The sequence below is a fragment of the Bacillus sp. FSL W8-1143 genome (assembly GCF_037965155.1).
Taxonomy (GTDB): Bacteria; Bacillota; Bacilli; order Bacillales; family Bacillaceae; genus Bacillus; species Bacillus pumilus.
In genome coordinates this window covers 819302-832606 of record NZ_CP150182.1, presented here as the reverse complement: position 1 = coordinate 832606, position 13305 = coordinate 819302, and the positions used below count along the sequence as shown (strand labels likewise).

Below are 13305 nucleotides of genomic sequence, written 5' to 3'. Positions count from 1 at the left end.
GAAAACCCCTTATGATAAAAATAAGTATTTAGACTCATTCACATTACCTCAACAAGGTAATTCGTATGATTTATGTTATCTTTACAATAATCTGCAAAAAATAACTACAAAAGTTAACGAAACATTTCTACAATAGGTATTGTGGTCAAAAAAATTAGAAAGGCGGAGATCAGGTGAAGAAGCAAGCACATAGGTCTAAACGAAGGAAAAACCTGTCTATTCTGCTCACTTCCATTATGATGATTAGTCTCATTCTCCCAGCAGTACCTACTCATGCAGAAACAGAAAACGGCAAAGCCGTAAAGGTCAGCATCTTAGCCACAACCGATGTTCATGCGAACATGATGAATTATGATTATTACAGCGACAAAGAAACAAATGAATTTGGTTTGGCAAAAACAGCCGAGCTGATCGACAAGCACCGATCACAAAACCCAAATACACTCCTTGTGGATAACGGAGACTTGATTCAAGGAACCCCTCTTGGAGAATACGTTTACAAACATGAGAAAGACAGCATCATCAATCAAACAAAGGTTCACCCTATTATTCATACACTCAACAAACTAAAATACGATGCAGGAACACTTGGCAATCATGAATTTAACTACGGATTATCCTTCCTTGACGGTACCATTGCGGGCGCCAACTTCCCGATTGTTAATGCGAACGTCAAAAAGCTAAATGGAGAACACCGTTTTACACCTTATGTGATCCAAGATAAAACCTTTAAAGATGCAAACGGAGCCTCACAAACTGTGAAAGTTGGTTACATAGGATTCGTTCCACCACAAATTATGACGTGGGATAAGAAGCATTTAGATGGACAAGTCCAAGTGCAGGACATCGTCGAATCTGCCAATGAAACCATTCCTGAAATGAAAGAGAAAGGCGCAGATGTCATTGTCGCTCTTGCTCATACAGGAATTGAAAAAACCGCTTCACCTAAAGGATCAGAAAATATGATCTTTGACCTTGCCACGAAAACAAAAGGCATCGATGCCATTGTATCAGGCCACCAGCATGGCACATTCCCAAGCGCTGAATATAACGGCGTCGACAAATTCAATGTCTCAAAGGGAACCATCAATGGCATCCCAGTCGTCATGTCAAAAAACTGGGGCAGCTACCTCGGGGTCATTGATTTAACACTAGAGCCTGACGGCAGCAACTGGAAGGTCACAGACGGAACAGGCAAGATCGAATCTGTTGCCGGAGTATCATCTCAAAACAGTACCGTAAAAGACGCCATTCAAACAACGCATCAAAACACACTTGATTACGTGAGAAAGCCTGTTGGCAAAACAGAAGCAGACATTAATAGCTTTTTCGCTCAAGTGATGGATGACCCTTCGATTCAAATTGTGACAGATGCCCAAAAATGGTATGCACAAGAAAAAATGAAGGACACATCGTATAAAAATTTACCGATTTTATCTGCAGGTGCTCCGTTTAAAGCAGGCGGCCGAAACGGTGTAAACTATTATACAAATATCGCAAAAGGAGATTTAGCGATTAAAAATATCGGCGATCTCTACCTTTACGATAACACTGTGCAGATTGTGAAACTGAAAGGCAGTGAAGTGAAAGACTGGTTAGAAATGTCTGCTGGCCAGTTTAATCAGATCAAACCGAACGATGCAAAAGAACAGCCGATTTTAAACGAGGAATACCGCTCGTATAACTTTGATGTAATTGATGGCGTGACATACCAAGTCGATGTGACGCAGCCTGCTAAATACAGCACAACAGGCACACTTCTCAACGCCAATGCCAACCGCATCAAAAACCTGTCTTACAACGGGAAAACCGTCTCTGATAATCAAGAATTTTTAGTCGTAACAAATAACTATCGTGCTTCTGGCGGCGGAGGCTTCCCTCATTTGACGCAAGATAAAGTAGTGCTTGCCTCAGCAGATGAGAACCGCCAAGTACTGATGGATTATATTATCGAACAAAAAACGATCAACCCAAGTGCAGATCAAAACTGGTCGATTGCACCGATCAAAGGCGCAACAGTCACTTTTGAATCTTCTCTTTTAGCCAAACCGTTTGCTGAGAAATCCAGCAGCGTAGACTTTATTCGTAACGCAAGCACAGATGGTCTTGGTGTGTACAAGCTAGCCTTTAAAGACGATGGCACAACAGAACCGCCTACATCAGACAATTGGAATTTAACAGTGATGCATACGAACGATACACACGCACACCTTGATGATGCGGCAAGACGCGCAACAAAGATCAAAGAAGTCCGTGCTGAAAGCAAGAACAATATTTTATTAGACGCTGGAGATGTCTTCTCTGGTGACCTGTACTTCACAAAGTGGCAAGGACTTGCCGATCTGAAATTGATGAACTTAATGAAATACGATGCCATGACGTTTGGTAATCATGAATTTGACAAAGGTCCTTCTGTACTCCGTCAATTCCTGACAGGTGATGCATCAGATGTCGATCCGAAAAACCGTCATCAATTTGAAAAGCCTCGATTCCCGGTCGTGTCATCCAACGTGGATGTCTCGAAGGAAAAACAATTGAGTGACTTAGTGAAAAAACCAGCCTCATTTAAAGCTGGTGAGAAAAAAGAAGCCGGGATTTACCCTTACATCCTGCTCGATGTAAACGGTGAAAAGGTGGCCGTATTCGGTTTAACGACTGAAGACACAGCCATTACATCCAGCAGCGGTCCTAACATTCAATTTAAAGATGCGTACAAGAAAGCAAAAGAAACAGTCAACACCATTCAAACAGAAGAAAAAATCAATAAAATCATTGCGTTAACACACATTGGCTACAACCGTGATCTTGAGCTCGCTCAAAAAGTCGATGGGATTGATTTAATCATTGGCGGTCATACGCACACACTTGTAGAAAAATTAAAGGTCATCAATAAAAAAGAACCTACGATTGTCGCTCAAGTGAAAGATTACGGACAATTTTTAGGAAAAGTAGACGTAGCCTTTGACAAAAAAGGTGTCATCCAGCCAAAAGAATCTTCTTTTGACCTGATTCCCATCAATGACTCTGTCAAAGAAGATGCAGAGGCAAAAGCGATCCTTGATGGATACAAAGCAGATATTCAAGATTTAAAAACAGAAAAAGTCGGCCATACAGATGTCCTTTTAGACGGTCAACGTGAGCATGTCCGTGCGAAGGAAACGAATCTTGGGAACTTTATTGCTGACGGCATGCTGCAGAAAGCGCAAGAATCAGCTGGAGCTGACCTTGCCATCACAAACGGCGGCGGTATTCGTGGAAGCATCGAAAAAGGTGATATCACGTTAGGTGATATTTTAACGGTGATGCCTTTCGGAAATACGCTTTATGTCGCAGATTTAAAAGGCAGTCAAATTAAAAAAGCACTTGAACAGGGGCTGTCAGGCATTGAGGAAGGCGGAGGTGCATTCCCTCATGTAGCCGGCATTGAATATACGTTTACGCTCAGTAAACCAGCTGGAAGCAGACTGATTGATGTGAAACTGAAAGATCAAAAAGGTCAACTGACAAACATTGATGATGAGAAAACATACCGCGTAGCCACAAACGCATTTGTTGGCACAGGTGGCGACGGCTACAGCGTCTTTACAGAAGCCTCTCACGGTGAAGACTTAGGGTATGTCGACTATGAAATTTTCAAAGAGCAAATTGAAAAGGCAGACGGTCAAATTTCGCCTGTTATCGATCACAGGGTGAAAGAAGTGTTCCTTCCTCGTGCGAAAGGAAAAGGCGCTTATGACATTCAAGATGATAAGAAATTCCAAACGTATGTACAGCATACAAACAAAGCATTGCTCTATTTAGACAAAGCAAGCAAAGTGAAAAACGTTCAATTGTCTCTATCAAAAGCGCAAGTAGCCGAGCTGAAGAAAAGAGAGCAAGATCCAAACGTCACCATCTATCATGACAAAGTGGGACTCGCATTACCGCTCTCAAATTTATCCGAGACAAGCGCAGATATATGGATGACAAAGAAAGATAAAGTGAAAAACGCATTAACGGATACGTATGATTTCCAAATCAAACAAGACAAGAAAAAGGTTTCGACCTTTAAAGACCCTGTCACACTATCCTTTACACTAGACGAGCCTCAAAAGGCGAAAAAACCTAGTGTATATTATGTGGATCGCAAGAAAAATCGTTACACCAAAACTAGTAATGGATCATTTGAAAACGGAGTCGTATCAGGTCAAACTGAGCACTTCAGCGAATACACGGTCCTTAACCAAAACGGGGCAGCTGGAACAACGCCAGATCAAACTGGTGGAGACGGCGGAACAACAGCACCAGACGGAGGCACGGGTACAGATCCAAACCAAGATGGAACAGGCCTTCCTGGCGGCACATTGCCGAATACAGCCACGATGATGTATACAGCTGTACTGATTGGCGTGCTCATGCTTGCCTCAGGAGGTATCCTATATTACTACCAGCGCAAGCGTACAAGAAAAAATGTATCATCCTAAAGGAAAAGGACAGAGCCTATGCTCTGTCCTCTTTTCTTGGAATAAGATATCAATCTTGAGATAAATAGATCCAATTGCGGCCGTCGAATTCTTTTACATCATCTGACCCTATATGCCGAAGCATCCTATTAAAGAACATCATGTCATTTTCATCATCGACATCATATAAATCCTTTAAAACATAATCTCTCGTAATAAAATTCGTTAAGTTCGTATTATTTACTAAATCAGCAAAAAAACCTTTTACCATCGTTAAATCCTCTTCACTTAATTTTTCATCATTGATAATGGAAATATGGAAAACATTCAAAATCGCTTGTATATCTTCTTCATCGATATAACATAATGGCTCTAGCTTTCTGTCTTCTGCCGTAAACGATTTTCGCGTATCTTCAATGATGACATAACATAAAATCTGATGATCTTTCATCACGCTGAATATTTCTAAGTCTCTTAATTTTAGTGGTCTATTTAATCTCATCATCTTTCCTCCTGAAAATGGTGATCTATTCGTCGTCTACTTCTCCCAAAACCTGAAAAGGACAGAGCCTATGCTCTGTCCACTTTTTCTCTTCTTGCAAAATCGACGAATCTGAAGCGGTCTAATCGGTGACGGCTTTCTGTGTATTGAAATAAACTTGTATCCTCTAAGAACACGTAATTCTTCACGACGACGACATGATCAAACCCGTTCAAATCAAGATACTTGGCGTCCTCTTCTGTACATGGCTCTACCACAAATTCCTTTTGGGCATAGCTGATTGATACACCGAGCTCTCCTTCAATATACTCGTAGATGGATCCTTCGCATATGTCCTTCGACAAGACCGACACATGCTTTTGCAAAAAGTAATCCTTGTCTAAAATCACTTCTTCTCCGCTAATATTACGAGATCGAATGACTTCCCAGACATCCTCCTGCCCATTAATTTTCAGCTGAGACTGAATATACTGATCCGGTTTGATTAAACCAAATTCGTGAACCGTCGTAACGGTCTTTCGGCCAAGCGTTTGGGAAAGTTCTTTAAAGCTGACAAGACCCGAGACTGGGAATTGCATTTTCTCTCGATTCAGCAAGACAGAGCCTTTGCCGCGGATTTTTTGGATATAGCCATTTTGCACAAGGATATTTAATGCCTTTCTTACCGTCTCACGGGATGTGTCATACATCAAGGACAGCTCATGCTCTGATGGCAGAATGCCTTTATCCTGCCATTCACCTTGTTCAATTCGTTTTGCGAGCTGATCATAAATCACTCGAAACTTATTCTCTTTCATTTTCCCTCCGCCCCATTTTCTAGCGTTTGGTTAAATGATAAACGATTGACTCGTATGGACGCAACGTAAATCCCTTCATATCTGCCGGTGCATCCTCATAATTGGATAACAGCACTTGCTCCTCCATCTCATCTACAGCCTGCATAAGCTCATCAGGAAGCGTAAAGTCCGTCTCTTCTGCATAAAAGTGATTGATTACAAGAAGCTTCTCCTCACCGCTTTCTCTCACATAAGCAAAAATCTTTGGATCTTCTGCTAAGAGTAAGGTGAAGCTTCCATATGTGATCACGTCAAGTTCTTTACGCAGCCTGCAAAGGGCTTGATAATGATAGAAAATAGACGACGGGTCCTTTAACGAAGCTTCGACCGAAATGTCGTTATTGGCTGGCTCAATCCAAGGTGTCCCTTTTGAAAAACCTGCATTCTTTTCTGAGGTCCATTGCATCGGTGTTCTCGCATTATCTCTTGACTTGACCTGTAAAATGGCGAGCGCTTCTTCCTTTGATTTCCCTTTTTCAAGCATAACTTCATACATATTGAGTGATTCGATATCGCGGTAAGATGAGATGTCCTCAAACTGAGGATTCTTCATGCCAATCTCTTCCCCTTGATAAATATATGGAGTCCCTTGCATGAGATGAATGGTGGTCGCCAGCATCTTCGCTGATTGCTGATGGTATGTTTCATCATCACCGTATCTTGAGACGATACGCGGCTGATCATGATTGCACCAGAAGAGCGCATTCCAGCCGCCGCCCTCATGCATTTTCGTCTGCCACTCAGACAGAATCGACTTCAATTCCTGAAAATCAAATGGTGCGAGGGCCCATTTTTCTCCGTTTGGATAATCGACCTTTAAATGATGAAAATTAAACGTCATATCCAGCTCCTGCCGATCCGGTCTTGTATACCGAATGCAGTCTGCAATATTCGTTGAAGACATTTCTCCGACGGTCATGCTGTCATATTTCGAAAAAACCTCTTGGTTCATTTCGTGCAGAAATTCATGAATTCTTGGGCCATCCGTATAATACATGCGGCCGTCTCCTTGTACAGATTGTCCGGCGTCATCTAAGAAGCGTTGATCCTTTGAGATGTTGTTGATGACATCCAGCCTGAATCCATCAATTCCTTTTTCAAACCAAAAATGCATGATGTCATATACTTGCCTGCGCACCTCATCCTTTTCCCAATTGAGATCCGCTTGGGTGACATCATATAAATGAAGATAATATTCTCCCGTTTCTTCATCTAGCTCCCAGGCTGGACCGCCGAATTTTGACTGCCAATCATTCGGCGGTGATCCGTCCGCCTTGGGCTCCTTCCAAATATAATAATCTCGATAAGGATTATCCTTTGACTCGCGTGATGCTTGAAACCACTTATGGAAAATGGATGTATGATTGACGGCTAAATCCATGATGACTCGTATGCCTCGATCATGGGCTTCCTTCAGCATGTGTTCAAAATCTGCCATTGTACCGTACATGTCATGGATTTTTGTATAATCACTAATATCATAGCCGTTGTCATACTGCGGGGACTCATACATTGGTGTGAGCCAAATACAATCCGCCCCAAGCTCTTTGATATAATCGAGCTTTTTTGTCACACCATTGATATCGCCTGTACCTGAGCCCGTTGTATCTAAAAAGCTCTTCGGATAAATTTGATAGACCACCGCTCTTTTCCACCACGGTTCGTTCGTTTGTTGTTTCAATTTCATCCACCACCACTAGTTAAGTTCTTGTGAAACATCTTTCTTCTTTTTCAGCTTTGCATACAAAAGGGTTCCGATGAATGGGACGATGAGGACAATGACCATCCCTATCGCAAATGCGCCCCAATATTTCGGGATAATAGAGAAGATTCCCGGAATGCCCCCAACACCAACTGAGCTTGCCAGCACCCCTTGAGAGGCGATAAACATACCAGCTAAACCAGAGCTAATGAGTGCGAAAATAAATGGGAATCGGTAGCGCAAGTTGACGCCAAACATCGCTGGTTCGGTAATTCCTAAGTAAGCAGAAATACTTGATGTGAGCGAGAGACCCTTTTGCTTTTCATCTTTCAAAACAAACATCATTGCAAGTGCGGCTGATCCTTGTGCAATATTAGACAGAGCGAGCATCGGCCATAGAAACGTGCCGTGCAGTTTTGAATTAATCAATTGAATATCAACAGCGAGGAACGTATGATGCATTCCAGTAATGACTAACGCCGCATACAAACCGCCGTATAATAGACCACCAAGTGCTGCGAACTGCTGGAATACAGCGACAAGTCCAGATGTTAACACGTTGCCGATTGCAAATGTAATAGGTCCAATGACGATAAAGGATAAAAAGCCAATAACTAATAACGTAATCGGTGCAACCACTAATAGCTGAATGCTTTCAGGTGTCCGTTTTGTGATAAACAATTCGAGCTTCGCTAGTAAATACGAGGCGACGAGTATCGGAAGAACCTGTCCTTGATACCCTACCTTTTGCACTTCAAGTCCAAACAAATTCCAGACTGGAATCTCACCGGACTTTTCAGCCGCTCCATAGCCCCACGCATTTAATAAATCTGGGTGTACGAGCATAAGTCCAAGGACCATCCCTAAAAGCGGATTTCCCCCAAACCGCTTCACGGCTGACCAGCCGATTAATGCGGGCAGGAATGTGAAGGCAGTGCCTGCAATCAAGTTGATCATATTCGCTAAATCAGCCCATGCCGGATACACATCGACTATCGATTTTTGATCAAAGAAAATATCAGGAGCTGTTAAAATATTATTAATCCCCATTAATAAACCGGCTGTGACGATGGCAGGAAGAATCGGAATAAAGATATCCGCAAGCGTTTTCACAGCGCGTTGCAATGGATTTAATTTTTGATCAGAGGCGCGCTTCACGTCCTCTTTTGAGGCTTCGCCAATCCCTGTCTGTTTCACCATTTCGGCATATACCCGATTGACGACCCCTTGGCCGATCACCACTTGGTATTGACCGTTCGCTGAGAAAGATCCCTTCACTTCTTCTATTTGTTCAAGTGCTTTCTCATCAACCTTTCCTTCATCCTTCAGCACAAAGCGCAGCCTTGTCACACAATGTGTCGCTTGATCAATATTTTCTTTGCCGCCGATGGCTTTCACAATCTGATCTGCTGCTGCCTGATAATCAGCCATGCTATCCCCTCCGAGATCGTTTTTTATAAGAAAAAAGAACCAAAAAACTTGTATATACATGTTTGATTCTTATTTTATATTTGTATATACATGTAGTCAATAACAAAATGTAGCGCTTTCATAAAAAAAGCCCCCTCAATGTGCTCAGGAGAGGCTGCGTGTCATCATCTTTTTTTATGCTCCACTAATTTTTCGTAGACCCTGTTTTTATAAAAGGAGGAGGCTGGACGAGCAAAAGTTTGGCGCTTAGATGTGAGTTCATCCAGTCGTTTTTGTTTTTCTTCACATATGAGAGAAAGCTTTTTTCTTTCCTCTCCGTCTATACTGGAGTGAAGTAGGTCTTTGACGGTCATGAGTTCTTTTTTCAGTGCTGTTTCTTCCCCAGCAAAGCCAGCATTTTTCATCATCCGGTAGCCCATTCTTAGTTCTTCAGGCACATGAGCAGCGTCATCTTTAGATAGAGGTTTGCCAAAGCCAGATAATCCTTCAAAAGCCCCGTTATCCATCGCTTTTTTGATCCGTTCTTCTGATAATCTCTGCGCAAAATCCATGGCGTTCTCCTTTCGTCTGAAACGATTTGATTAAGCATAGCAAAAAAGCTGACTCTCTCACAAGAGTCAGCATCAGCTACGTTGAACATAAGACAAAGGGCTAAAATCAAGATCATTTTAGCCCTTTCTCGTTATTTATTGTCGATTTTGAAAGTAGAAACCATATGTGCTAAGTCCTCTGACATATCAGAGAGCTGTTCAATCGCACTTGAAATTTGCTGCATGCCAGCACTTTGCTGTTCTGTTGCTGCCGCTACTTCTTGAGAGCTGGCTGCATGTTCTTCCGATACAACAGAAATTTGCTCAATCGATGTAGAAATCGTTTGATATGCTCGTTCTACTTGCTTAATAGAAGCAAGCAAATTGTTCGTTCTTGTTGCAAATTGAGACACACCGTCGTAAATCAAAGCGAAATTTTGTGACGTGCCTTCCATTTGTACGCGTCCCTCTTCCACTGCTTTACTGCTTTCCTCTACGCTTTCAAGAACGCGCTGACTGTTTTCCTGTGTGCCGATGACGAGGTCTGAAACAGTTTTAGCCGCATCCGCTGATTGCTCAGCTAACTTGCGCACCTCATCTGCCACAACAGCAAAGCCTTTTCCTTCTTCTCCAACACGTGCCGCTTCAATTGAAGCATTCAGTGCAAGCAGATTCGTTTGGGCCGAAATGTCTGTAATAATTGAGATGACACTTTCAATCTCCGTTGAATGAGATTGTAATTCTTCTGCTGCATGCTTTGAGTTGGTCATCTTGTCATGAAGCATATTCAGATGATCTAGCACATGGTTCACTAATGTTTGACCAGATTCTGACTGCTCTTGTACGTCAGATGAAACAGATTTCATTTCATCGACTTCTTTTGTGACGCCTTCGATTTGAGTATCGATCTCTGCAACGGATGTAGTACAATCCGTAATATTTGCGACAGAATCATTGATTCCTTCACTCATATTCGTCATAGCTTCTGATACTTGCTGCGCACTTTGACTTGATTCGGTCGTCACTGTACGAAGCTGTGAAGACATTTTTGACACTTCACTAGATGAGTGTGAGATTTTCGAAATAAGCTCTTTGATCCGCCCCTGCATCTTTTGGAAGGATGCGGCAAGCTGGCCGATCTCGTCTTTACTTTCAACCTCTACCATACCAGTTAAATCACCGTCAGCAATTCGGTTTGCTGATTCCATCAAGGAACGTGCTGGTTTCGCAATTCTTCTTCCCATAAAGAATGAGAAGAGTAATCCACCGATGAGCACAATGGCAGATGCCACTGTGATATAGATCATCAACTTCTGCGTTGTTTGAGGCACGACAGACGCATCTAAATCAATGCCTAAAATCCCTGTCAGCTCACCGCCTGAATCCTTGATTGGCAAAAAGACTGATTTATGTGTACCAAATGAATCTTTATAAATATCACTTTTGACCATTTTATCTTCAGAGAGCGCTTGTTTCATCTCATCTGAAAAAGCATAATCTTGATCAAAGTCATTTTCTTCACCGGTTAATATAATAATTCTTTCTTTGCCGCCTTTATTAGATAGCACGTATAAGTTCTCAAGCGTATGATCTTTTTGAAGCTCTGTGAATTTCTTTTTGACCTCCACATAAAGAGGGTCATCTTTCCCGCTAATACCAAGGACGTTCCCATCCAGATTATCGATCTCTTTCTTCGCTGTATCAACATCTGTTGTTAATCGATAATCAAATTGCTTTAATAACTGGGATGATAAATCCTGGCTGACTAGATAAAATGTTAGAACGAATAGTGCAACGGTTGCGAGTAATGTTACGACAACGACTGACATGATTTTAGAGGATATGGTGTATCCTCCAAATTTCCTTTGTTTCGCCATTTTTTCCTACATCTCCACTCTCAGATTTGATTTAAGCATGTACATGTTCAAATTGTCCACAAACAGATGCGATCACATCTTTTAAATAAGATACGATATGTGGGATATGCTCTGGTAACGTATAAGGTGAGATGACAAAAAACTTACTAACGCTTAGATAGAATTCTTGTCCTTCTTTTGCATTTACAAGTAAAAACTTCGTTGTATCCCCAAAGAACATTTCGTCTCTTTTTTCTCCAAGCTTTTCAAACAGCATTTTGTTCAATTCATTGTTCCGCTCAATTTCCATTGCCGTCGCTTCGCCTGAAATTTCTTCTTGAAAGCGCGGTGAGCCGTCTAGGTAAATTCTAAATAATGTAGCCATTCCGACATTGTCATCATTTACGACTTCTGCTTGCGGAATTTCTTGACTGAGTGCTTCTCTGAAGGCAAGGTTCACCTCTAAGAATTGACCGAGCAAGCGTTGGTAGCCTTCAACTCCAAACGTTAACAGCACACTCAGCATACTGATCGAGCTTCCCATTCTTGAGCATTCCAGCGTATAACCTGTATGGTATTCGCCGTAGCCTCTATGACCAACGTATGGTGTCTCTTGTTCTTCCAGATCTAAACGCTTTAGGTCTGCCGCGTTTTTCACTAAGAATAAACTAGATGTGTAAGGTGTTTGGCCGAGCTTTTGAAAGTCAAAGCACATCGTGTCAGCAAGAGAAAGATGCTGGAATTTCGCTTTGATTTCTTTTAGCATACGAAGAACACCGTCTGAGAATTGCAGCGGGTTTTCAGCTAGATCATACTCATTAAAGAAAGCAAAGAATCCACCGAGCGCTGAATCCGCATGAATATGCGGCACCTTTAGACCATACTCCTCAGCAATGGCTTCCGCTGTTTCACGTACCCCTTTTACATCATCAATTGCAATGGCATCTGTTGTTCCGGTTGTTGCGACAATATAAACGGGAATTCCGCCATTTTGTGCAACACGTTCCATTTGACAACGCAAATCTTCCATATCCATCGAATGATCTTTATTCGTTTTAATTCTGATCAAGTTGTCTGTGCCAAGTCCTGTTGCTTCCATTGACTTAAATAAGCTGTAATGTGCCGCATCAGAACAAAACGCATAAAGGTTTTGTGGAACACCTTTTCGCAGTGACTCCGGCGCAGCTTTTGCAATCGCTAAACGCAGTCCTGAGAAAATGGCTCCTTGACCTCCCCATGTTGTATATCCCCCGCTCACACTTGGATCATATCCGATGAGCTTAGACATCATTGAGACCACTCTGACCTCAGCTTCCGCTCCTGCTGGTCCATAAACATCCCATAGGTTGTTTCCATTTACCAGCATCGCCGTCAGCATGCCTAGAATTCCTGGTGTACTTGCCATTGGCAAAATGTTCGTGAAGAAATACTTTGTGTGGTAAGGATGGTTATGTAAAAGCTTCAGTAATTCTTCATTCACAAGTTCCGCTTGTTGGCCGTTCAACGGAATTTGACTTGTTTCAGTGAGCTTTTGGTAAAAATCCTCCTCGCGATTCTTTTCACCCTTTAGGTGTGCACGGTTCGGATCTTTCAGGTGATCGACCCCTGAAACAATCTGCTCCATCAATTTGATGAGTTCTTTACGCTCTGCTGCATTTCCGTCCTCACTCGGAAACCAGTTCTGAACGAGGTTGTTTGCTCGTACAGTCATATACTATCAATCCTTTCAATGGAAGATTTCCTGTCAAAGTCTATATCGACCCCATTTCAAAAGTTTATAGTCTCGAAATGTTCACTTAAGTATATTTAGATAATTTGTTCATTCATCAAAATAAATAAAACCCTTACAAAACACATAAAAACCATTATATTGATGAAACAAAAAAATATATCGATATATCTTATATCAGGAAATTTCATCCATGTCCTTTCTCCATTCTTCTTCTCATTTTTTTTACTTAACCTGCATAAACATTAAGAAACACTGGAAATACACTCTAAATCAT

8 protein-coding genes are annotated in these 13305 nt (G+C 41.9%); 1 reads left to right on the top strand and 7 read right to left on the bottom strand.

Annotated features, from left to right (window positions below):
* The first annotated feature begins 173 nt into the window (after positions 1-173).
* Positions 174-4463, top strand: coding sequence for a multifunctional 2',3'-cyclic-nucleotide 2'-phosphodiesterase/3'-nucleotidase/5'-nucleotidase (locus tag NSQ36_RS03940; protein WP_339206835.1), 4290 nt, complete (start codon positions 174-176; stop codon positions 4461-4463).
* Positions 4464-4512: 49 nt separating this feature from the next.
* Here NSQ36_RS03940 and NSQ36_RS03935 read toward each other — a convergent pair whose 3' ends face one another.
* The 7 genes from NSQ36_RS03935 to NSQ36_RS03905 form a co-directional block, all read right to left on the bottom strand.
* A complete protein-coding gene (locus tag NSQ36_RS03935) occupies positions 4513-4947 on the bottom strand; it encodes a terpene synthase (RefSeq protein WP_339206833.1) in 435 nt (144 codons plus the stop codon).
* A gap of 65 nt (positions 4948-5012) precedes the next feature.
* On the bottom strand, positions 5013-5741 hold the full coding sequence (gene treR / locus NSQ36_RS03930; protein WP_044139741.1) for a trehalose operon repressor: 729 nt from the start codon (positions 5739-5741) through the stop codon (positions 5013-5015).
* Positions 5742-5760: 19 nt separating this feature from the next.
* A complete protein-coding gene (treC, locus tag NSQ36_RS03925) occupies positions 5761-7461 on the bottom strand; it encodes an alpha,alpha-phosphotrehalase (RefSeq protein WP_339206831.1) in 1701 nt (566 codons plus the stop codon).
* 15 nt (positions 7462-7476) lie between these two features.
* Positions 7477-8913 (bottom strand): PTS system trehalose-specific EIIBC component, encoded by a 1437-nt coding sequence (treP, locus tag NSQ36_RS03920; RefSeq protein ID WP_050944797.1) that lies wholly within the window; start codon positions 8911-8913, stop codon positions 7477-7479.
* A gap of 164 nt (positions 8914-9077) precedes the next feature.
* Positions 9078-9464, bottom strand: coding sequence for a DUF1992 domain-containing protein (locus tag NSQ36_RS03915; protein WP_339206829.1), 387 nt, complete (start codon positions 9462-9464; stop codon positions 9078-9080).
* 131 nt (positions 9465-9595) lie between these two features.
* Complete coding sequence (locus NSQ36_RS03910) at positions 9596-11320, bottom strand: methyl-accepting chemotaxis protein (protein ID WP_106033230.1); 1725 nt, start codon at positions 11318-11320, stop codon at positions 9596-9598.
* A 31-nt stretch (positions 11321-11351) separates the two neighbouring features.
* Entirely contained in the window at positions 11352-13010 is a 1659-nt protein-coding gene (locus NSQ36_RS03905) for a pyridoxal-dependent decarboxylase (RefSeq protein WP_050944800.1), read from the bottom strand.
* Positions 13011-13305 lie beyond the last annotated feature (295 nt).